This is a genomic window from Pseudomonas acericola (SeqCode), from assembly GCF_053456465.1.
Map to the genome: position 1 here is coordinate 253,748 of NZ_JBRFJB010000003.1, position 22,179 is coordinate 275,926.

Genomic DNA, 22,179 nt, shown 5'->3' on the forward strand with positions numbered 1-22,179 from the left:
TGTTGCAGGGTGTGCAGAAGTACCTATCAGGCTCGGTCAAAAACTGTGGGAGCTGGCTTGCCTGCGATGAGGGTGTGTCAGTCGATTCATATGTGACTGACACACCCTCATCGCGGGCAAGCCCGCTCCCACATTTGGATCTCTGCGTATTACAAAGTGCCGAACCCCACCTGCACCGTCAGCGCCCCCTGGTTATCCCCCAGCCCAATCCCATACCTACCCTCCAGATCATCATTGATACACAGCTGCAATTCCCCCGTCTCACCCGGCGGAGCCTCTGCCAAATCCCCCACCAGAAACGGCGTCCCTCCACTGCCCACACGCCCGATCAACGCGCCTTCATTGGCCCCCGGCAACGTATAACCCGCCTTGGCAATCAACCCCGGGCTGCCATTGCCATCCACCATCCCGCCCACCGGGCTCGCCAGCCATTTGCCGCTCACGTAGCGCACCAGGCGTGGGCTCGGCCCACTGATCTGCACGCCAGTGCCTTGCCACGGCTGGTTGGCCTGCACCTGCACGGTCACGGCCTTGAGGTCGTTGCACAGGGTGTCGCCAGCCTGGATCGACAGCGCGGCGATGGTCAGGCTCGGGTTGGACGTGCCAGTGCTGGGGAACACGCCGTCACCCACCAGGAACAGGTTGGCGTGGTCCCAACTGCGTTGGTACTTGTCCACCACCGAGGTCTTCGGATCGGCGCCCATGCGGTAGGTGCCCATCAAGTGCCCGGCGCCCTGGAACGAATAGGATTCGCCCTGGTAGACGAACACCCCCGGCGGGATGTCGGCGGTCAGCTCCGTGGCACCGAGCAGTTCGGTGATGACGTGGCTGGCGAGGATACGCGCCTGCTTGAAGCCCTCCTTGGTGTAGTCCGACAGGTCGTAATGGATTTCCGGGCGCGGAATGCCCAGGCGGTCCTTGTACTGGCTGGACGGCACGATGTAGCAGTTGGCGTTGTCGGGATCCTCCTCGACTTGCTCCACCAGGAAGCCCACGCGAAATTGCCGGGTCAGCAGGTTGTTCAACTGTTGCACCAGTGCCGTGCCGAACAGCACTTGCGAAGCGCCGCCCGTATTAGGCAGCGGGTTGGTATGGCTGACGTTGGTGCCATCGATCAGGTCGCGGACGGTGGTGTAGGGATCGCCAATCGGCCAGTTGAAGCCTTCATTGCCGATCTCGATCCGCCACGCCGCACGCTGGCTGCGAAACGCCCCGTCGCGCAGGCTTTCGATGCCTGATGTGGACACCGGCCCCCGATACGGGAACACCGTCTTGCCTTCGGGCATCAAGCCCCAGGCCAGGTAGATCGGGTGGTCCGCCAGGCTGCGCCCGACCTGGCCGCTGCTGTTGGCCACGCCGTTGGGCCAGGCGCTGCTGGTGGAGTTGAGCAGCAGCTTGGGCGTCTCGATGGCATGCGCAGCGATCACATAACGCTGCCCGATGGCCACGCCGGTGCCGGTCGCCGGCCCGTCACCCAGTTGATACTGGATGAACTCGATGCCACTGATGGTCTTGTCCGCCGCGACGGTGACCTTGCTTGCCACGGTTTTGTACAAGATGCGCACATTGCCGGTGTTGAGCGCGTTGTTCATCGTCACCGTGGCGTCGTACTTGGCCTGGATCGGGCAGATCGGCGTGCAGTTGGTGTTGCCCGCACATACCCGGCGCCCGGCATAGGGCTGCGAGTTGCGACCGGCCGGGGTCGGGCTGACCACCAGCGGCAAGCCCTGGAACGACTGGCCCTGCACCGCGCTGACAAAGCTGCCGTCCACCAGCGACAGCGGGATGCTGGTCATTGGGAACTCGTAGTTGGCGGGGAAGGTGATGCCCAGGTAGCCCTGGTCGGCAACGTTGGCCGCCACGCCGATTTCCGCCTCGGCGCGGCAATAGGCGCTTTGCAGGTCGTTGTAGCTGATCGGCCAGTCCACGCCGACGCCGTACAGCGACTTCAGGCGAAAGTCATTGGGCAGCATGCGCAGGCACGTCGCCACCCAATGCCAGGTGGTACCGCCGCCCACGCGCTCGTAGGTGCTGGTAAACGGCAGCGGGCCTTTCTGCACCAGGTAGCTGACGTCGGGGTTGTTCCAACCCAGGATCAGGTCGGCGATGGTCGCACGCGGTGCGTTCTGCTCGGCCGGGTTGCGCGCCGGGCTCAGGGTGCTGACGGGCGGGTAGGGCGACTCCGGGGTTTTCAGGGTGGCGGTATAGAACCGCTCCAGGTACTGGTTGCGGTTCGCCGGGATTTCCGGGCCGGATTCCAGCACCAGCACCTTCACTCCGGCCAATCCCAGTTGATAGGCAATCAGGCTGCCCGCAAGGCCTGCACCGACGATCACTACATCCGCTTGTTCGGTACTCATGATGAGGCTCCTGGCTGGGTGCTGGCGGCAACGCCGGTGAAGTCCTCAAGGCTCGGCGGCGCACTGTTCCAGTAGCCAAAGAAGAACTCGCTGTAGCCTATCGGGTGCGCTTGGGCGATGCTCCACGCCCAGCTTTGGGTGTAGGCCTCGGCGCTGACCACGGTTTGCTCATTCACAGGGAATGCGCCTTGGGTATACGGCTGGTACCACACACCGAGCAGCCACAGCTTCATGATCGCGCGCGCCGCCTGGGCGGTTTGCGTGGTGGCGGGCTGGCCGTTTTGCATGAGGATCGCGGTGCCGATCTGCTGCGGCGTTTGTTGCTCGGCCAGCAACGACGCGTATTGGCCGAGCAGGGCGCTGAGCACGTTCTGCCCCAGGCGCGGGCCGATGAAATTGAGGAAGGTGGTGGGCAGGCCGATGGGGTCCACGGAGGGCGCCAGCAGTTCCTGGTTGATCCCGGTGAGCACCACGCTCAGGCCGGTGAAGTTGTCGAGGTCGGTACTCATGGCTGGCTCCCTGTTGCCCCGGTGGATTGGGCGCGTTCGAGCAGGTAAGTGAAGTCGGCGAAGCTGGTGCGTGGCGACTGTGTGACGTGGGTCGCGGCATTGCCGTGGCAGGCGATGCAACTGGACGACGCCTGGGGCACGGTGCCCTGGATGTACGTCTCCAACGTCGCATTGGCGAGGAACGACGGCGCCGGCTTGCCCAGCGGAACGGTGGCCGAGATCTGGCAAGGCGGCTGGCCGCTGAGGGTCGGCCACTGGGTGCTGATCAACTGGTAGTTGGCCCACACGCTGTTGGGGTTCACCGTGCGCAGCAAGGTCTGGTAGGTGCTGTTCAGGGCTTTCGTCGCATCGGTCAGCGGGATCTCGCGCACGATCTGCGACGGCGTCGCCTTCACCGCCGGGTTCCACGGGCGTGGCGGCGGCTGGTTGACCTCGGCGTGGCTGCTGGCGTTGTAGAACAGGTACGGGCCTTTGCGCTCGGCCGGTGGCGTGGTCTTTTCCGGCACATTGTCGACGTGCTCGAAGGTCGACCACACCCACTGCGGCGCGCTGGTGGTCTTGTGCACGATGTGCAGGCCGACCAAACCCACCGGCTCGGCCGTGCAGGATTCCGCCACCACCGGCCCCTTGCTCGGGTCGCTGTTGCCCGGCGTATACACCAGGGCATCGACGGTGTGGAAACTACCGGGCTTATCGTTGCCGTCCAGCACCTTCCACGACGCCTTGACCATGATCGAGCCGACCTCGCTGGTGTTCGGGTTGCCGCAACTGAACGCCACCGCATTGGTCGGGCTGGCGGCAAAAAACGCCTGCTGGCCTTGGACGCTATACAGGCCGTTGTTGACGATGCCGTCGAACATCGACTGGTTCACCACGATTTCATTGCGCGTGTACACGCCGCTCTGGTCCACCAGCGGGCCGCTTTCAAAGGGTTGGATAAACTCGTCCAGCACGTCCGGGACCTTGCCCATCTGTTGCAGCAAGCGTCCGGTACCCTTGCCCTCACAGGCCGGCGGCACGGCAGCCGGCGCGCGAAACGGCTGCGGCTTCTGGCCCTGGGGCAGGAAAATCTGGTAACTCTCCCGGTAGCTTTCCCACACCGTGGCCGCGTCCTGCTGGCCGATTTGGACGCCGGTGTTGGGGTTGCCGTCGGCCAGGGCCGGCCAGTTCAGGGCAATAAACGTCTGCCACGACATATCGTCGAAGTTCTGTTGCAGGCTGGTCAGGGAAAACGGCGGGGTGGCCGTGACATCGAAGGGGATTTGCGTAGACAGCGTGGGGGCCGCGACGACCAGTGGGCTCAGCAATGCGCCGAACAACGCGCAGCCGAACCCAGGCCGGGGGCGATGGGTTTCCTTTCTCATCGTGATCTCCTAGGCATCAGGCGCCAGGAGACAGTGGGTCCGTCATGGACTCTTCAATACGCCTCCTGGCACGTTGCTGAGCGTAGATAAGTCGGCGCTGGCGGGTGTATGGACCGCTAGATTGTTTCGTAATAAGTCCAATTGCTCACTGCGTGACGCACTAGACACGTCAATACCCGCTGGGTATTCATTGAGACCTTATCCATATTGGACGGCCACACCCCCAGGCGTCAGCCTGCACCCAATAACTATAAAAGAGGCGCAACCATGACCGTGCTATTGAGTGAGCGCAGCCAGATCTTCCAACGTGCCGATGCCTACGCGGTCTCCGACTACGTCAACCAGCATGTGGGCAGCCACTGCATTCGCCTGCCACCGCGCGGGCGCCCGCAGGCGAGCATCAGCCACCGCACCTTTTCCAGCCTCGACCTGTGCCGCATCAGCTACGGCGCGCCAGTGCAAGTCACGTCCGAGGCGCTGCAGACCATCTACCACCTGCAAATCCTCCTGAGCGGCCACTGCCGCTCCAATGCCCGTGGCGTCGAGCAGGTGTTCCAGCCCGGCGAGATCCTGCTGATCAACCCGGATGACCCGGTGGACCTGACCTATTCCGCCGACTGCGAGAAATTCATCATCAAGTTGCCGGTGCGCCTGCTGGAAAACGCCTGCCTGGAACAGCGCTGGACCCTGCCGCAACAGGGCATCCGCTTTGCCACGGCGCGGCATGCCCTGAGTGAGATGAGCGGCTTCCTGCAACTGCTGGGCTTGATCTGCCACGAGGCGGAAAACGCCGCCGAGCCCGAGGTGCAGGGCCTGTATGAGCGCATCGTCGCCAACAAACTGCTGGCGCTGTTGGCCAGCAACGTCTTGCGTGTGGTCCCGCCCGTGGCGCAAGGCGGCGGGTTCGAAGCGGTGCGCCAGTTTATCGAGGAGCACCTGACCGACGACATCAGCGTCGAACAACTGATGGCCACGGCCAAGGTCAGCGAGCGTTCGCTCTATACCTTGTTTGAACGCCAGGTCGGCCTGTCGCCGCGCGACTACGTGCGCCAACGCAAGCTGGAGCGCGTCCACGCACGCCTGCAACTGGCCACTGCGCGCAGCGTGACCGAGGTGGCGTTGGATCACGGCTTTATGCACCTGGGGCGGTTTTCCGAGGCCTATCGCAAGCGCTTTGGCGAGTTGCCGTCGCAGACCTGGAAACGCCGCGCGCCCGGCGGATAGCGAATTGCAGTCAGCGGATATTGACGGTTGGAGCGTGCCCCTACAGTGAAGGCGCCTGATACAAGAACAACCGAGGGCCTACCCCATGATCAGCACACTCGACCGCCTCGCCCGGCAACTCGGCGAATCCGTCCAGGAAGACCCCGCCACCGGGGTATTCCGCTGCCGCCGCGACATCTTCACCGACCCCGACCTGTTCGCCCTGGAGATGAAACACATCTTCGAAGGCGGTTGGATCTACCTGGCGCACGAAAGCCAGGTGCCCGAGATCAACGACTACTTCACCACCTGGATCGGCCGCCAACCGGTGGTCATCACCCGCGACAAGCACGGCACCCTGCACGGCATGGTCAACGCCTGCGCGCACCGTGGCGCCATGCTCTGCCGACGCAAGCAAGGCAACAAAGGTTCGTTTACCTGCCCGTTCCACGGCTGGACCTTCAGCAACGCCGGCAAGCTGCTCAAAGTGAAGGACGCCAAGACCGGCGCCTACCCCGACAGCTTCGACTGCGACGGCTCCCACGACCTTACGCGCCTGGGGCGCTTCGAAAACTATCGCGGCTTCCTGTTTGGCAGCCTCAGCGAAACGGTGCCGGAACTCAGCGATTACCTGGGCGAGACCCGTGTGATCATTGACCAGATGGTCGATCAGGCGCCCCTCGGCCTGGAAGTGCTGCGCGGCAGTTCCTCGTATGTCTACGACGGCAACTGGAAGCTGCAGATCGAAAACGGCGCCGACGGCTACCACGTCAGCTCGGTGCACTGGAACTACTCGGCGACCATGGGCCGGCGCAACTACGAAGCCGAAGGCACCCGCACCGTCGACGCCAATGGCTGGTCGAAAAGCCTCGGCGGGGTCTACGCCTTCGAGCACGGGCATATCCTGCTGTGGACGCGCCTGCTCAACCCCGAAGTGCGCCCGGTCCACGCCCACCGCGCGGCGCTCGCCGAACGCCTGGGCCAGGAGCGTGCCGACTTTATCGTCGAGCAGACGCGCAACCTGTGCCTGTACCCCAACGTGTACCTGATGGACCAGTTCTCCACGCAGATCCGCGTGGTACGCCCGCTCGCGGTGGACAAGACCGAAGTCACCATCTATTGCATGGCGCCCATCGGCGAAAGCGCCGAGGAACGCGCCACACGCATCCGCCAGTACGAAGACTTCTTCAACGTCAGCGGCATGGGCACCCCGGATGACCTGGAAGAATTCCGCGCCTGCCAGACCGGCTACCAGGGCGCGACCACCCTGTGGAACGACCTCAGCCGTGGCGCCAAACAATGGGTCGAAGGCGCCGATGAAAACGCCCGGGCCATGGGCATGCAGCCGCAGCTCAGCGGGGTCAAGACCGAAGACGAAGGCTTGTTTGTGCGCCAGCACGCCCATTGGGCGCAAAGCCTGCAACGCGCCATCCAGCACGAGCAACAACACCTGATCGCCAGCGACAAGGCGGTGCTGTCATGAGCGCCTCCCGTGACCGTTTGCTCGACTTTCTCTACCGCGAAGCGCGCCTGCTGGATGATCGCCAATGGGACGAATGGCTGGCGTGCTACTCGCCCAAGGTCGAATACTGGATGCCAGCGTGGGACGACCACGACACCCTCACCGAAGACCCGCAGCGCGAAATCTCGCTGATCTACTACCCCAGCCGTGACGGCCTGGAAGACCGAGTGTTCCGCATCAAGACCGAACGCTCCAGCGCCAGCACGCCGGAACCGCGCACCGCGCACCTGATCACCAACCTCGAAGTGCTGGCCGACGACGGCGCGCAGGTGCACTTGCGCTTCAACTGGCAAACCCTCAGCCACCGCTACAAGACCACGGACACGTACTTCGGCACCTCGTTCTATCACCTCGATATGCGCGGCGAGCAGCCGCTGATTACGCGCAAGAAGGTGGTGCTGAAAAACGACTACATCCATCAGGTCATCGACATCTATCACATCTGAGGACGCCCCAATGACGTACGCCATTGCCCTGAACTTCGAGGACGGGGTGACCCGTTTCATCGACTGCAAGGTGGGTGAGAAGGTCCTCGACGCGGCCTTTCGCCAACGTATCAACCTGCCCATGGACTGCTCGGACGGCGTGTGCGGCACCTGTAAGTGCCGCTGCGAAACCGGCGCCTATGACCTGGGCGATGACTATATCGACGACGCCCTCAGCGCCGACGAAGCCGAGGAACGCCAGGTACTGACCTGCCAGATGGTGCCGCAGTCCGATTGCGTGATCGCCGTGCCGGTGCCGTCCAGCGCATGCAAGACCGGCACCACGCAATTCGCAGCGACGCTCGCCAGCATCACCCGCCACGCCGATGCGGCGGTGGAGGTGAGTTTCGAACTGGACCAGGCGCCGGTGTTCCTGCCGGGCCAATACGTGAATATCGGCGTGCCCGGCAGCGGCCAGACCCGCGCCTATTCCTTCAGCAGCTGCCCCGGCGAGCGCCGTGCGAGCTTCCTGATCAAGCAGGTGCCGGGCGGCTTGATGAGCAACTGGCTGGCCCACGCCCAGCCCGGCGACGCGGTCTCGATGACCGGCCCACTGGGCAGCTTCTACCTGCGCGAGGTGGCGCGGCCGTTGTTGCTGCTGGCCGGTGGCACCGGGCTGGCGCCGTTCCTGTCGATGCTCGAAGTGCTCGCCGAACGCCAGGAGTCGCGCGCAATCACGCTGATCTACGGGGTGACCCGCGACCAGGACCTGGTGATGGTCGAGGCCCTGCATGGGTTTGCCCAGCGCTTGCCGAACCTCACCGTGGTCACCTGCGTCGCCGACCCGCAGACCACCCACCCACGGCAGGGTTATGTCACCCAGCACATGCCCGCCGCAGCCCTCCACGACGGTGACGTTGACGTGTACCTGTGCGGGCCGCCGCCGATGGTCGATGCCGTGCGCGAGCACTTCAAGCACCAGGGCGTCAGCCCGGCCAGCTTCCACTACGAGAAATTCACCCCCAACGCCATCGTCACCGGCGATGCAGCCTGAGGAGGCCCCATGACTTCAAGGTTCAACAATAAGGTGGCGCTCGTGACGGGCGCGGCCCAAGGCATTGGTCGGCGCGTTGCCGAGCGTTTGCTGGAGGAGGGTGCCTGGCTGGTGGCGGTTGATCGCTCGGACCTGGTGCATGAGTTACAGCACGAGCGCGCGCTGATCCTCACCGCTGACCTGGAGCAACACGCCGACTGCGCGCAGGTGATGGCGGCGGCCCAGGCGCGTTTCGGGCGCATCGATGTCCTGATCAACAACGTCGGCGGCACGATCTGGGCGAAACCCTTCGAGCATTACGCCGCAGCGGAAATCGAAGCTGAAGTGCGCCGCTCGCTGTTCCCCACGTTGTGGTGCTGCCATTGCGTGCTGCCGTACATGTTGGAGCAGGGCAGCGGCGCCATCGTCAACGTCTCGTCGATTGCCACGCGCGGTGTCAACCGCGTGCCATATGGCGCGGCCAAGGGTGGCGTGAATGCCCTCACCGCGTGCCTGGCCTTCGAAACCGCCGGCAGCGGCATCCGCGTCAACGCCACCGCCCCCGGCGGCACCGAAGCTCCACCGCGCCGCATCCCGCGCAACAGCCAGGCGCAAACCGAACAGGAACGCGTCTGGTACCAACAGATCGTCGACCAGACCCTCGCCAGCAGCCCGATGCAACGCTACGGCAGCATCGACGAGCAAGCCGGCGCGATCCTGTTCCTCGCGTCTGACGAAGCCTCCTATATCACCGGCGTAACCCTGCCCGTGGGAGGCGGCGACCTGGGTTGAGCCTCCTTTGCACTCACAACAACAATAAAGAGAGCACTGCCATGCGTACCCATGACGTTCATTCAATTATCGATAACGCCCGCTTCAGCCGGTTCCACTGGATGGTGGTGGGCCTGTGTGCCTTGCTGTTGATCTTCGACGGCTACGACCTGTTCATCTACGGGGTGGTCCTGCCGTCGATCATGAAAGAGTGGGGGCTTTCGCCCTTGCAAGCCGGGGCGCTGGGCAGTTATGCGCTGTTCGGCATGATGTTCGGCGCGCTGGTGTTTGGCAGCCTGGCGGACCGCTTCGGGCGCAAGAAAGGCATCGCCGTGTGCTTCGCGTTGTTCAGCGTGGCCACGGTGGTCAACGGCTTTGCCAGCAGCCCGACGGAATTCGGTATCTGCCGGTTTATCGCGGGGCTCGGCTGTGGCGGGCTGATGCCCAATGCGGCGGCGCTGATGAACGAATACGCGCCGAAGAAACTGCGCAGCACCCTGATGGCGGTGATGTTCAGCGGCTATTCCCTGGGCGGCATGCTCGCGGCCAGCGTGGGGATTTTCATGCTGCCCAACTATGGCTGGTCGTCGATGTTCTTTGCGGCGGCTGTGCCGTTGTTGCTGTTGCCGATCATCGTGTATTGGCTGCCGGAATCCATCGGTTTCCTGGTGCGCCAGGGCCGCCACGAACAGGCGCGGGGCTTGCTGATGCGCCTGTCGCCGGGCACACAGATTGAGGCGGGCGATGAGCTGGTGCTCAACGATGTGAAAGCCAAGGGCGCCTCGGTGGTGGAGCTGTTCCGCCACGGTCTGGGCGTGCGCACGGCAATGGTCTGGGTCGCGTTTTTCTGCTGCCTGCTGATGGTCTACGCGCTGAGTTCGTGGCTGCCAAAACTGATGGCGGGCGCTGGTTACAGCCTCGGTTCGAGCCTGTCTTTCCTCGTGGCCCTGAACCTCGGCGGCATGGCCGGGGCGCTGGTGGGTGGCTGGTTGGGTGATCGCTTGAACCTGATCAAAGTCATGATCTGCTTCTTCCTGACTGGCGTGGTGTCCATCAGCCTGCTGGGCATCAACAGCCCGATGCCGGTCCTGTACCTGCTGATCTTCCTCGCGGGCGCCACCACCATCGGCACGCAAATCCTGCTGTATGCCGCTGCCGCGCAACTCTACGGCTTGTCCATCCGCGCCACCGGCCTGGGCTGGGCGTCCGGCATTGGCCGCAATGGCGCGATCGTCGGGCCGTTGCTGGGGGGCGCGTTGATGTCGGCGGAGCTGCCGTTGCAACTGAACTTCCTGGTCTTTGCCATCCCCGGCGCGATTGCGGCGCTGGCGATGCTGACCTACGCGCTGAATGTGCGTCGGCCGCGCGAGCGCCTGGAGGCGGCCGGCGCGCGTTGATCTCCCCCTCGTCGATAACAACAATTAAAAGAGCAACGACATGAATCAGCAGACCACCCAGCGACTCTGGCTGTCTCTACTTGGCATGCCCCTCGCCGCGACGGCGGCCGAGGGCGGCTTTTTCGAAGGCTCCAGCGCTACCTTGCAAGCGCGCAATTATTACTTCAGCCGCGACTTCTCCGACATCGTCGGCGCGAATAAACAATCCAAGGCCGAGGAGTGGGGCCAGGGTTTTATTCTCACCTACAAATCCGGCTACACCCCGGGGCCCGTGGGCTTTGGCCTGGATGCACTGGGCACCCTGGGCCTGAAACTCGACAGTAGCCCGGACCGGGTCAATACCGGCTTGTTGCCGGTCAAGGACAATGGCCGCGCGGCAGACGACTACAGCCGCCTGGGCCTGACCTTCAAGGCGCGGCTGTCAGAGACCGAATTGAAGGTCGGCGAATTGCAGCCCAACCTGCCGGTACTGGCCTTCAGTGATATCCGCCTGCTGCCACCGAGTTATCAGGGGGTGAACATCAGCTCCAATGAGATCAAAGGCCTCACGCTACAGGCCGGCCACCTGACCACCACCAGCCTGCGCAATGAAGCCGGTGACGAGAAGATGCTCGCCATGCTCGGCCACGTACCGCAACGCAGCGCCGACAGCGATGCGTTCGACTATGTGGGCGGTGACTACGCCTTCAACGCCAACCGCACCAGCGTTAGCCTGTGGCGTGGCGAGTTGCAAGACATCTACGCGCAGAACTTCCTCGGCCTCAAGCACAGCCAGCCGCTGGGGGATTGGGTGTTGGGCGCCAACCTCGGTTACTACACGGCGCGAGAGGACGGCGAAAAACGCCTGGGCAAGATCGACAACCAGGCATTTTTCTCGCTGCTGTCGGCCCGGCACGGCGGCCACACGGTGTATGTCGGCTACCAGGCCATGTACGGCGACAGCGCGTTCCCAAGGGTGTTTGCCAACGTCACGCCGCTGGGCAACGAGGTGCCCACCTACGAATTCGCCTACACCGACGAACGTTCCTGGCAGGCGCGGTATGACTACGACTTCGCCGCGCTCGGCGTGCCAGGGTTGATCACCACGCTGCGTTATATCAGCGGTGACAACGTGACCACCGGCGCGGGATTCGAAGGCAAGGACCGCGAACGCGACCTCGACATCGGCTACGCCGTGCAAAGCGGCGTGTTACGCGGCCTGGGCATTCGCGTGCGCAATGTCATGGCGCGTTCCAACTACCGCAGTGATATCGACGAGAACCGGCTGATCCTCAGCTACACCTGGACCCTGCTTTAAACGCCGCCCTGGCATGTGCCCATGACCAGGTAGTTGACGGTGTGCTGCACGCCCTGGCTATCGAGATACACCAGGGTGGCCGGCTCCACCTGGCAACCACCGGGCACGGCGGTAACGGACACTACACGCTGCACATCCGGCACGCTGTCGGCGGCGAACGCGCCGCTGGCGGCGAAGAGCAGGATGAGGCTGCAAAACTTGATATTCATGGGATGGCCCTCTGTCAGTAGGCTTCAGTTTAGCCAGCACAGCGCAGGGTTAAAGACAGGAGCGGGTAAATGACTCATACGTTTTTCGTAGCAATCGCAGGGCCGCGCTGATGGACCTGCTCCATGGCATGCAGGTGTTTGCGCGGGTGGTCGACAGTGGCAGCTTTGCCGCCGCCGCCGAGTGCCTGGAACTGTCCGGCGCGCAGGTGTCGCGGCTGGTGTCCGACCTGGAGAAGCATCTACAAACGCGCCTGCTGCAACGCACCACGCGACGCCTGTGCCTCACCGAATCCGGCGAGCGCTTTCTGCTGCGTTGTCGCGACATTCTGGAGGACGTCCGCGAGGCTACGGCCGAGGCCCACGGCGCCCACCTCAACCCGCGCGGGCGTTTGCGCGTGCATTGCATGAGCGGGTTGGGCGTACTGATCACACCCTTGATCGCGCGTTACAGCGAGCGTTACCCCGACGTGTGCATCGAGCTGAGCCTGTCCCAGCACAACCCGGACCCGCTGGAGGAAGGCCACGACGTGGTGATCTCGATTGCCCGCTCACTGCCCGACTCGGCATTGGTCAGCCAAACGCTCGGCCAGTTGTTCAGCGTGCCCTGCGCTGCGCCCCGGTACCTGCATCAGCACGGCGTGCCCGAACAGCCGGAGCACCTGATGCAACATCGGCGCCTGCACCTGCAAGACTTCCAGGAAGACGCTTGGCTGTTCAAAGGCCCGACGGGCGACCTGGCCATTGCCCCGGGCGACACCTTCAGGACCAACGTGGCCGACGCCATGGTCAAGGCCACCGAGGAAGGCATGGGCATCAGCCTGCTGCCGTTTTTCAGCGTGCATCAGGCGTTGCAGGACGGCTCGCTGGTGCGCCTGCTGCCGGATCACCGCTTGCGTGAGCGCAGTATCTTTGCGCTGTATCCGTCCCGCCGCTTCCTGGATGCCAAGGTGCGCACCTGGGTGGAGTTCCTGCAAGCGCAACTGCCCTTGCTGCTGGAGCAGCATGTGCGGGTAATTGACGACCCGGCGTATTCGCGGCCCACGGGTCAGGCCGGCTTTTCCTCGGCGTTCAGCGATTCGGCGCGGATGTAGCTACGAAAGACATGGTCCCAGAGCGGTGATGACACCCCGAAGTTTTTCTCGATGCCCTTGCGGTGATGCAGGTCGTGGTTGGCCACCAAACCGGGGATGTAGCGGTAAGCCCAGTGCTCGGGACGGTGCATCACGTAATGCAGGGAGATGTAGAAAAAGTAGCCGGTGAGCGCGCCGATAAACACCGAGGTCAGCCCGGTGTACCAGGCAAACAGCAGCAGGGCGGCAAAGGTGGAACTGGTCTTCCAGCTCGACACGCCGATATAGGCGAGCACGTCGACATGGTGGGTCCAATGCTCGCGGCGATACAGCGAGTGGAACAGGAAGCGATGGGTCGAGTACTCCACCAGCGTCCAGGCCAGCAGGCCCAGCAGCGCCAGGCCGGCGTCAAATGGCGCGAGGTACAGGGCCAGGGCGATAAACAGCGGGACGCTGAAAAAGTCGAGGTAATAAGCGACTGACGACATCAGCCATTTATTGGAAGCAGCCATGTGCGCAATATCCTTGTAGTGCCGATGGTTGGGGCGAATCGTCGGCGATTGGATCACACATTGGCGCTTCCGTGCAGCAACCCTCAACCCGTCTTGCGGCCCTGTTCACCTTTGGCGAGGATCGCCGTGTATTCGCCGGGGTCCACGTCGTTGAGGTAGTAATTGCCGACATGGTGCAAGCGCCAGCGGATCGGATCATGGGTGGTGTGCACCCGCGCATTGCGCCAGAAGCGGTCGAGGTTCCATTTGCTCAGGGCGGAACTGGCGCCCAGCAGGGCGAAGATCTCGCTGGAGATTTTCAGCGCGGCACTGTCGGAGTGGGCGCGCACCGTCGCCACCGCGAGGATCAGCTCGCTTTGCAGAACCGTATCGTGCTCATCCAGCAGATGCTGGTCGAACAGCCGGGCGGCGTCGCGCAGCAGGGATTCGGCGGCGCGCAGGGCCACGGCGAATTCGCCGATCTGGCGGATCACGTGCGGCTCTTCATAGGCGTGGTCGACGCCACTCTCCACCCACGGCCGTGCGTGCTGGCGCAGGTACTCGACGCCGGCCTGCAACGCGCCGGCGGCGATGCCGGTGTCGATGGCGGCGTGGAGGATCTGCGGGAAGGTCAGGCCGGTGCGCTTCATCGGGCCTTCGCGCAGCAGAACGAAATCAGGGTCGAGGATCACGTTGTCGAAGCGCACGGTGCCGCTCACCGAATGCTGCTGGCCAAAGGCACGCCAATCGTCCACCAGGGTCAGGCCGGGGGTATCGCGGTGCAGCCAGATGCCGGCGCCGCCTTGCTCAGAAGCGGCGGCCAGCCAGATCCAGTCGGCCAGGTACGCACCGGTCGAATAGAACTTGCTGCCATTGAGCACCAGTTGCCCGTCGGCGCGCCGCTCCACGCGGGTCTTCAGGGCAAATTTGTTTTTTCCGCCGACTTCGGCCAAGGCATTGGCCAGGCGCTTGCCGGCCAACACATCGCTGACGATCCGCTGGCGGGCCGTGGCGCTGTAGTCCTCGAGGATGCCGCGCAGCATCACGTAGTGAATCTGCAACAACTGGCCGACACCGCCGTCGGCCGTGGAAATGATGCGCACCACCTCGACCTGGGTGTGTACCGAGGCGCCGAGGCCACCCAAGGCGGCGGGTACGCCGATGGCGGTCAGCCCGTAATCGGAGAGCCATTGGGCCTGGCGGCTGGGGAGTTGCTCGTTGTTTGCAGGGTCGCGGGCCAGCTCGGCGATGCGCAGGGCGGCCGCGCGGGCGGCGTCCAGGGCCTGGCGTTCGGTGCGTAGGGGCAGGGCGATGTCGCTCATGGGTAAACGTCTCGTTGGGCAGATGAAAAAAACACTCACGCCAGCCCTGAGCAAGTTCTGCGCCAGCGCGCATTGGCCCGTGCGCAGGGGCTTTGGCGCAACGCAATCGCGCCGGTTGTGGCATTGGCAGCAATGGCTGCTGGTGGCCTGCTGCGCTGGCAGCAGTCGGCGCTTCCTGAAACTCCGATATCAAATAAAACCGTTATAAATCAGGTGGATAGTTGGTTGGCATGGTCGTTGCGATGAGCTGCCCATCTACCCGCTAACGGGTCTTTCATTTGTGCTGACCGGAGTTCCCATGCCCATTGCCGCTGCCTTGCCTCCTTCCACCCTGGACACGTTGTGGTTCACCCGTTGCCCAGTGCCTACCGCCTCGGGTATTGCCTTCAAGCTCGGCTGGCTGGGCGAAGAATTCGCCCGCGACGGTATCCGCGTCGCCACCTTGCAGGACGCCCTGCAACTGGGGCGTCATCACTACGATCACGAACTGCCGGGGCTGTTTCGTGAGGGCGGCAACGTACCGGCCCTGGCCGCACGCGGGGCCGGCACACCGACGCGCTTGATCGGGCTGACCTGGATCGAGGAATGGCAAACCATCCTCGTGCGTCCCGACTCGGGCATCCGCTCGCCCGCCGACCTGCGCGGCAAGCGCCTGGCCCTGCCGGCCTGGGAAGCCGGCGACCGTCCCGGCAGCATCGCCCGCGCCATGAGCCTGTCCGGCTACAAGGGCGCGCTGTCGTTGGCCGGCCTGGATTTCAGCGATGTGGACCTGGTGGAAGTGGCCCTGCACCCGCGTGACGACAGCCTGCCGCCCGAGGAGGGTTTGCAGCGCCTGTGGTCGGGCCTCGACCACCTGGTGCGCGGCGAGGTGGATGCGGTGTACGTAAAAGGTGCCTCGGCCGCCGACGCCGCGCAGCGCCTGGGCTTGGTGGTGGGCATCGACCTCGACCAGGTGGCCACGCCTCGCCAACGCATCAACAACGGCACGCCGCGCCCGATCACCATTCACCAGAACCTGTTGGACGAGCACTACGACGTGGTGGTGCGCTTCCTCGCGCAAACCCTGCGTGCCGCCGATTGGGCCGCGCAGAACCTCGACGCCCTGCGCGGCATCCTCGCCGAAGAAACCCGCGCCGCCAGTGCCGGTGTCGAGGCGGCTTATCGCGGTGATTTCCATACCTCGCTGCACCCGGACCTCTCGGCCGAGCGCCTGGAATACCTGGCGCTGCAAAAGAACTTCCTCTACCGCCACGGCTTCCTGGAGCACGATTTCGACCTCGCCCAGTGGGTCGCCCCGCAACCGTTGCAAGACGCCCGCGCACTGCTCACCCGTAGCCAAGGACAGTAAGCCCATGCCCGCACACTTTCGCTTCAACCGCCTGGCCTGGGCGATTGCCGGGGCCCTGGCGTTGCACGGCCAGCTCGCTGCCGCTGACGAACCGGTGGCCAACGAGGCATTGCCCACGGTGACCGTCACCGCGCAAAAGCGCGAAGAATCGCTGCAGGACGTGCCCTCGGCAATCTCCGTGGTCAGCGCCAAGGACATCGAAAGCAATGGTGGCGGCTTCAGCGCCGGCAAGGCCTTGCGCAACGTGCCCAATGCGATCGCGCCGGAGTTTGCCGGCCACCAGCGGCCGCGCTGGTACATCCGGGGCATGGGCTCCGGCGACATGGCTTCGACCACGGTGTACCCGGTGGGCATCTACACCGACGACGTGTACATCGACCCCCACGTGGCCACCGGTTTCCCGCTGTATGACATGGAGCGCGTGGAAGTGCTGCGTGGCCCCCAAGGCACCCTGTGGGGCAAGAACACCACCGGCGGCGCAATCAACTTTGTCTCGCGCAAACCGACCTTCGACGACCCTGCGGGCTACTTCAAGGCCGACGCCGGCAACTACAACGCCAAGCTGTATGAAGGCGCCTACGGCGGCACCTTGCTCAAGGACAAGCTGGCCGGGCGCGTGGCGTTTATCGACCAGAGCAGCGACGGCCAACTGAAAAACCAGGTGGACGGCCACACCGTCGGCGATATCCACGAGCAAGCCCTGCGCCTGCAACTGCTGGCGCAAATCAACGATGACCTGCAAGCCACCCTGCAACTGCATGCCCGCGACTACAAAGGCCAAGGCATCGCCACCCGCGCCTGGGGCGCAGGGGCGGGCGGTAGCACGTTGTTCGGCCCGGCGCCCAAGCCGAACACCGGCCACGCCGCGTTTACCGGCAAGGCCGACGACCGCATCCAGCACAACGGCGTGCAACTGGCGTTGAAGTGGGACCTGGGCGAGCTGCAACTGGATTCGATCACCGCGTTCGACGACATCCAGGAAAAAGCCCAGGGCCCGAACATGAGCATCTACGAGTTCGGCCGCTCCTATTCCGATGACCACTGGAAGCAGGCGTCCCAGGAACTGCGCCTGTCCTCGGCGAAGAACCAACCGGTCAGTTGGATCGTCGGCACCCACCTGTTCCACGAACACCTGGACAGTGCTTCCAGCAGTGCCTTGCTGCCGGCCGACTACAACCAGGCGTTCGGCGTCGCCGATTACGGCAAGACGTCCATTGACCAGACCACCGACAGTTTCGCAGTCTTCGGCAGCACCACCTGGCAGGTCAGCGAGCCCTTGAGCATCACCACCGGCCTGCGCTGGACCCGCGAAACCAAGGACATCGACCTGCAACGCGTGGCCGCGCCGGGCAGCGACGAGGTGTCGTTCGCCAGCGCGGACCAGTGGTGGAAGCACTACACCGGGCCGCTGGTGACCACCGTGGTGCAGGACGAAAAACGCACCTGGAACAAACTCACCTACGACATCACCCCCGAGTACCAGCTCAACGACAACGCCCGCGTGTACTTGCGTTATGCCAAGGGCTTCCGTTCCGGTGGTTTCAGCGGCGGCGCGCTGGTGCAAGCCGAAGCGTCGGTGGTGGCGCCGGAAAACGTCGACGCCTACGAACTGGGGATCAAGAGTGAATGGTTCGATGAACGCCTGACCGCCAACGCCAACGTCTTCTACTACGACTACTCGGACATCCAGGTCAACGCCGTGTCGGTGCGCGACGGCCAGGTGGTGTCGCTGCTGACCAACAGCGGCAAGGGCGTGATTCGCGGCGCGGAGTTCGAACTTGAAGCGCTGCCGCTCACCAACCTGCACCTGAACGCCTCGGCGGGTCTGTTGCACACCGAGTTGCAGGACTTCGAATCCGGCGGCGTCGATTACTCCGGCAACCGCATCGCCCGTTCGCCGTCACGCACCCTGGCGGTGGGCGCCAGTTACCGCATCCCGCTGGACAACGGCGACGCGCTCAACTTCGGCAGCGACTGGCGCTACCAGAGCCGCATCTACTTCCTGCCCACCGCCCAGCAAGACCACAGCGTGTCTCAAGGCGGCTACACCCTGGGCAGCGCCAGCGCCACCTACCACTTTGGCGGGCGCCTGGACCTGGACCTGACCGCCTACATCAACAACCTCACCGACAAACAATACAAGACCGACAGCGTGCCCTTGCCCTTCGATGTGGCCTGGGACGCGCGGGGTGACCGGCGCACCTTTGGTGTCAGCGCGCTGACCCGTTTCTAAGGCCATGCCCCTGCGTGCATCCCTGACCTTTTACTGGAGCGATACAGCATGACGATCAAACTCTTGTGGTACCTCACCACCCCCGATGGTCCGTATCCGTGGGAAGCGGCCGGGCGCTGGGTGACCGGTTTCGAACAACTCAAGCAGATTGCCGTGGTTGCCGACCGTCTTGGCTATTACGGCTCGCTGCTGGGCACCAGCCCCAATTCCAACCTGGCCACGGCTGCCGCCTTGATCGATGCGACCAAGCGCCTGCGGTTTTTGATTGCGCAGTACCCCGGCGAACTGTCGCCGGCGGTGTTGGCCAAGTGGGCGCTGAGCTTCGACCAGTATTCCGGTGGGCGTTTGCTGCTCAACCTGGTCAATGGCGATGACAGCGGCCTGGCGGCCTTGGGTGTGCATTTTCCCCACGATGAGCGCTACGACTTCAGTCGTGAATACTGGCGGGCCTTTCGCAGTGTGTACGCCGGTGAAACCCAGGGTTTTGCCGGTAAATACATCAACCTGGCCCCCCGCGATCCGGCAGATGCCAACCACCCGTTGGGCGGCTGGCTGGCGCCGACGCAATCCACGCCCATCGAGTTCTGGGGCGCCGGCACATCCGACGCCGGCGTCGCCCATTCGGCCGACCTGCTCGACGTGTACCTGAGCTTTGCCGACACGCCGCCGCGCCTGGGGGACAAGTTCCGCCGCGTCGGCTTTGAGGCAGCCAAGCGCGGGCGTAGCCTGCGGTTCGGCACGCGCTTGCAGATCATCGTGCGCGAGACCGCAGAGGAGGCGTGGGCCCACGCCGAGTTGTTGTTGCAACGCACCTCCCTGCAAACCGCCCTCGACAGCGTGGCCGGGCAGTTGCCCGCTGGTGAAACCCTGGAGACGTACGTCAGCGACGATCCCCAGGTGCAACGCAACCTGCAAACCCTGCGCGAAGGCCGTCTGCCCACGGCACGGGAACTGGAGATCTACCCCAACGTGTGGGTCGGGCCGAGCCTGTTTGGTTTCGACATCCTGCGTCCGGCGGCCGGCACCTATCTGGTGGGCAGTGCCGCCCAGGTGGCCGAGCGTTTGCGCGAGTACCAGGCGCAGGGCGTGTCGGCGTTTATTCTCTCGGGTTATCCGCTGATCGATGAAGCGCAGCGCGTGGCGGATCTGCTGTTCCCGTTGCTGGATCTGGATCACGGTTTCGACATTCCGTTGTTGTCGGCGAGGTGAGCCCGATGCTGTGTTTACCTTGGCGTGCCTTGGCCGCCAACCGACAAGTGCGCCAGGGCGCCGGCCTGAGCCTGCTGGTGATCGGCCTGGCACTGGCGGGGCCGCTGCTGGCGCCCCATGGCGCGAGTGAACTGCTCGGCCCGGTGTACGGCGCGCCCAGCGCTGGCGCGCCGCTGGGTTACGACTACCTCGGGCATGACGTGCTGTCACGGGTGCTGGTGGGTGGTTGGAGCGTGGTGTGGATGGCGTTGGCGGCCGCCTCGCTGGCGTTGCTGGTGGGCGCGGGCCTGGGGCTGCTGGCGGGGTTTTCCCGTGGGCCGCTGGACCGTTTGATCCGCTGGAGCGCCGACCTGTCCCTGGCGTTTCCCGAGTTGATCCTGGTGCTGCTGGTGGTCTCGCTGCTGGGGCGCGAGCCGTGGTTGATCGTGCTGACGGTGGCCTTCGCGTTCCTGCCCGGCATGATCCGCCAGACCCGCGCCAGCACCCAGGCCGTGGTCGAGCAGGAGTTCATCGAAGTGCTGCGGGCCATGGGCTTGCCGCGCCGCCACCTGCTGCTGCGCGAAGTGCTGCCAAATATCCTCACCCCCATGCTCGTGCATTTTGGCAGCATGCTGACCTGGGCCATCGGCATCTTGTCGGGGCTGAGTTTTCTCGGCTACGGCGTGGCGCCGCCGGCGGCGGATTGGGGCCTGATGATTAGCGAGAACCAGGGCGGGCTGGTCCTGCAACCCTGGGCCGTGCTGGTGCCGGCGCTGCTGATCGGCGTGTTCGCCTATGCCAGCAACATGCTCGCCGAAGGCATCGGCCGGGTGCGTGCCGGGGTGCTGGAGCACACGCCATGACGCCGTTGCGTGTGCAGGACCTGCGGGTGCAACTGGACAGCGGCAAGGAGGTGGTGGCCGACATCCATTTTGAACTGGAAGCGGGAGAAATCCTCGGCCTGGTGGGGGAGTCCGGCTCGGGCAAGACCACACTGGCCACCGCGTTGCTCGGCCATGTACGCAAGGGCGCGCACATCAGTGGCGGGCAGGTGCTGGTCGCCGGCATCGATCTGCTCGGCTTGCAGGGCGAAGCGCTGCGCCAGGCCCGGGGTGGCGTGATCGCCTATATCCCCCAGGACCCGGCGATGGCGCTGAACCCGGCGTTGCGCATCCTCCGCCAGTTGCAGGAAACCCTGGCCGCCCACGTCCCGCAGATGTCGCGAGCGGAACGCCAACAGCGCCTGCGCGACACTTTGCAGCAAGTGGGTTTACCGGATGAAGAGGGGTTTCTCAAGCGCTTTGCCCATCAATTATCCGGCGGCCAGCAGCAGCGGGTGCTGCTCGCCCTGGCGTTTATCCTGCGCCCGCAAGTGGTGGTGCTCGACGAACCGACCACGGCGCTGGATGTGACCACCCAGGCGCACTTCCTGGCTGCCTTGCGCCAGTTGTGCAAGACCCAGGGCGTGGCGGCGGTGTACGTGTCCCATGATCTCGGCGTGGTCGAGTCCCTGGCCGACCGGGTGATGGTGCTGTACGCCGGCAGGGTGGTGGAATGTGCCGAGACCGCGCAGTTGTTTCGCCAGCCGCAACACCCTTACAGCCAACGCTTGTTGGCGGCAGCGCGGCTGGCGGCGCGACCGCTGGAAGACCTGTCGCAGCAGCCGCTGGTGTTGGAGGTCGATGAACTGGCGGTGAGTTATGCCGGGCGGCTCGTAGTTGCAGGGGTAAACCTGCACCTGCGCCGGGGCGAATGCCTGGCCTTGGTGGGCGCCTCGGGTTCCGGTAAAAGCAGCGTGTCCCGCGCGCTGGTCGGCCTGGCACAGGAAGCGGCAGGGCGCCTGCGATTTGCTGGCGCGCCGCTGAGCCTGGCGGTCGGCGCACGCTCGTCCGAGCAACGGCGGCGCATCCAGTACATCTTCCAGAACCCCCTGCGTGCGTTGAACCCGCGTCACACCGTGGCGCAAAGCTTGGCTACGCCACTGCGGCACTTCTTCGGCTTGCGCGGCACGCAATTGCGCGAGCGTATCGAACAAGCGTTGACCCGCGTGGCCTTGCCGGTGGCGATTGCGGATGCCTATCCCGGCAGTTTGTCCGGTGGCGAGCGCCAGCGCGTGGCGATTGCCCGGGCGCTCGTGTGCGAGCCGAGGTTGTTGATCTGCGATGAGATCACCTCGGCGCTGGACGTCTCGGTGCAGGCGTCGATCCTCGAATTGCTGCGGGGTTTGCAGGCGCAGGGGATGGCGCTGGTGTTCGTCACCCATGATCTGAATGTGGTGCGGGCGATTGCGGATAGGGTCATGACGCTCAAGTCTCAATGAGCATTGCTGCTGTACCTGTGGCGAGGGAGCTTGCTCCCGCTGGGCTGCGCAGCGGCCCCAAAATCTTGGGAGCGCTTCGCACTCCAGCGGGAGCAAGCTCCCTCGCCACAGGTACAG

19 protein-coding genes are annotated in these 22,179 nt (G+C 64.4%); 13 read left to right on the forward strand and 6 right to left on the reverse strand.

Annotation, left to right across the window (positions count from 1 at the left end):
* Positions 1 to 149 precede the first annotated feature (149 nt).
* Genes ACU688_RS13275 through ACU688_RS13285 form a run of 3 tightly spaced genes read right to left on the reverse strand, consistent with a single transcriptional unit; the run spans position 150 to position 4,233 of the window.
* Complete coding sequence (locus ACU688_RS13275) at positions 150 to 2,360, reverse strand: GMC family oxidoreductase (RefSeq protein ID WP_448185077.1); 2,211 nt, start codon at positions 2,358 to 2,360, stop codon at positions 150 to 152.
* A complete protein-coding gene (locus tag ACU688_RS13280; RefSeq protein ID WP_448185078.1) occupies positions 2,357 to 2,869 on the reverse strand; it encodes a sorbitol dehydrogenase in 513 nt (170 codons plus the stop codon). The genes ACU688_RS13275 and ACU688_RS13280 overlap by 4 nt, the downstream gene beginning before the upstream one ends.
* Positions 2,866 to 4,233 (reverse strand): cytochrome C, encoded by a 1,368-nt coding sequence (locus ACU688_RS13285; RefSeq protein WP_448185079.1) that lies wholly within the window; start codon positions 4,231 to 4,233, stop codon positions 2,866 to 2,868. Before ACU688_RS13285 ends, ACU688_RS13280 begins: the two co-directional genes overlap by 4 nt.
* A gap of 267 nt (positions 4,234 to 4,500) precedes the next feature.
* On the opposite strand from ACU688_RS13285, the gene ACU688_RS13290 reads away from it, so the two are divergent.
* The 7 genes from ACU688_RS13290 to ACU688_RS13320 all read left to right on the forward strand — a co-directional run bounded on the left by ACU688_RS13290 (position 4,501) and on the right by ACU688_RS13320 (position 11,881).
* Entirely contained in the window at positions 4,501 to 5,457 is a 957-nt protein-coding gene (locus ACU688_RS13290) for an AraC family transcriptional regulator (RefSeq protein ID WP_448185080.1), read from the forward strand.
* An 85-nt stretch (positions 5,458 to 5,542) separates the two neighbouring features.
* Positions 5,543 to 6,919 carry a Rieske 2Fe-2S domain-containing protein gene (locus ACU688_RS13295; protein WP_448185081.1) on the forward strand — a complete coding sequence of 459 codons (1,377 nt, stop codon included), beginning with the start codon at positions 5,543 to 5,545 and terminating at the stop codon, positions 6,917 to 6,919.
* Positions 6,916 to 7,404 carry a benzoate 1,2-dioxygenase small subunit gene (gene benB, locus ACU688_RS13300; RefSeq protein ID WP_448185082.1) on the forward strand — a complete coding sequence of 163 codons (489 nt, stop codon included), beginning with the start codon at positions 6,916 to 6,918 and terminating at the stop codon, positions 7,402 to 7,404. The genes ACU688_RS13295 and benB overlap by 4 nt, the downstream gene beginning before the upstream one ends.
* Positions 7,405 to 7,414: 10 nt before the next feature.
* Positions 7,415 to 8,437 carry a benzoate 1,2-dioxygenase electron transfer component BenC gene (gene benC, locus ACU688_RS13305; protein WP_448185083.1) on the forward strand — a complete coding sequence of 341 codons (1,023 nt, stop codon included), beginning with the start codon at positions 7,415 to 7,417 and terminating at the stop codon, positions 8,435 to 8,437.
* Positions 8,438 to 8,446: 9 nt separating this feature from the next.
* Positions 8,447 to 9,208, forward strand: a complete 762-nt coding sequence (locus ACU688_RS13310; protein WP_448185084.1) for a 1,6-dihydroxycyclohexa-2,4-diene-1-carboxylate dehydrogenase — start codon at positions 8,447 to 8,449, stop codon at positions 9,206 to 9,208.
* A gap of 41 nt (positions 9,209 to 9,249) precedes the next feature.
* Positions 9,250 to 10,584: an MFS transporter gene (locus tag ACU688_RS13315; RefSeq protein ID WP_448185085.1), complete on the forward strand. Its 1,335-nt coding sequence runs from the start codon at positions 9,250 to 9,252 to the stop codon at positions 10,582 to 10,584.
* A gap of 40 nt (positions 10,585 to 10,624) precedes the next feature.
* Positions 10,625 to 11,881 carry an OprD family porin gene (locus ACU688_RS13320; RefSeq protein WP_448185086.1) on the forward strand — a complete coding sequence of 419 codons (1,257 nt, stop codon included), beginning with the start codon at positions 10,625 to 10,627 and terminating at the stop codon, positions 11,879 to 11,881.
* On the opposite strand, the gene ACU688_RS13325 is transcribed toward ACU688_RS13320, so the two are convergent.
* The gene (locus tag ACU688_RS13325) at positions 11,878 to 12,090 is read right to left on the reverse strand and encodes a DUF2790 domain-containing protein (RefSeq protein ID WP_448185087.1); all 213 of its coding nucleotides are present in this window, start codon (positions 12,088 to 12,090) and stop codon (positions 11,878 to 11,880) included. The two genes, ACU688_RS13320 and ACU688_RS13325, sit on opposite strands and share 4 nt — an antisense overlap.
* Before the next feature lie 110 nt (positions 12,091 to 12,200).
* Here ACU688_RS13325 and ACU688_RS13330 point away from each other — a divergent pair, with 110 nt between their 5' ends.
* Positions 12,201 to 13,181 carry a LysR family transcriptional regulator gene (locus ACU688_RS13330; RefSeq protein WP_448185088.1) on the forward strand — a complete coding sequence of 327 codons (981 nt, stop codon included), beginning with the start codon at positions 12,201 to 12,203 and terminating at the stop codon, positions 13,179 to 13,181.
* On the opposite strand, the gene ACU688_RS13335 is transcribed toward ACU688_RS13330, so the two are convergent.
* A complete protein-coding gene (locus tag ACU688_RS13335) occupies positions 13,136 to 13,672 on the reverse strand; it encodes a sterol desaturase family protein (protein WP_448185089.1) in 537 nt (178 codons plus the stop codon). The two genes, ACU688_RS13330 and ACU688_RS13335, sit on opposite strands and share 46 nt — an antisense overlap.
* 83 nt (positions 13,673 to 13,755) lie before the next feature.
* Positions 13,756 to 14,973 (reverse strand): acyl-CoA dehydrogenase family protein, encoded by a 1,218-nt coding sequence (locus ACU688_RS13340; protein ID WP_448185090.1) that lies wholly within the window; start codon positions 14,971 to 14,973, stop codon positions 13,756 to 13,758.
* Positions 14,974 to 15,271: 298 nt separating this feature from the next.
* Between ACU688_RS13340 and ACU688_RS13345 the strand changes: the two genes are divergently transcribed.
* The 5 genes from ACU688_RS13345 to ACU688_RS13365 are packed head-to-tail and all read left to right on the forward strand — an operon-like array spanning position 15,272 to position 22,062.
* Positions 15,272 to 16,321, forward strand: coding sequence for an ABC transporter substrate-binding protein (locus ACU688_RS13345; RefSeq protein WP_448185091.1), 1,050 nt, complete (start codon positions 15,272 to 15,274; stop codon positions 16,319 to 16,321).
* A 4-nt stretch (positions 16,322 to 16,325) separates the two neighbouring features.
* Positions 16,326 to 18,554, forward strand: coding sequence for a TonB-dependent receptor (locus ACU688_RS13350; protein WP_448185092.1), 2,229 nt, complete (start codon positions 16,326 to 16,328; stop codon positions 18,552 to 18,554).
* A 48-nt stretch (positions 18,555 to 18,602) separates the two neighbouring features.
* A complete protein-coding gene (locus ACU688_RS13355; protein WP_448185093.1) occupies positions 18,603 to 19,763 on the forward strand; it encodes an LLM class flavin-dependent oxidoreductase in 1,161 nt (386 codons plus the stop codon).
* A gap of 5 nt (positions 19,764 to 19,768) precedes the next feature.
* Positions 19,769 to 20,605 (forward strand): ABC transporter permease, encoded by an 837-nt coding sequence (locus ACU688_RS13360; protein ID WP_448185094.1) that lies wholly within the window; start codon positions 19,769 to 19,771, stop codon positions 20,603 to 20,605.
* Positions 20,602 to 22,062 carry an ABC transporter ATP-binding protein gene (locus tag ACU688_RS13365; protein WP_448185095.1) on the forward strand — a complete coding sequence of 487 codons (1,461 nt, stop codon included), beginning with the start codon at positions 20,602 to 20,604 and terminating at the stop codon, positions 22,060 to 22,062. The genes ACU688_RS13360 and ACU688_RS13365 overlap by 4 nt, the downstream gene beginning before the upstream one ends.
* Positions 22,063 to 22,179: the final 117 nt, after the last annotated feature.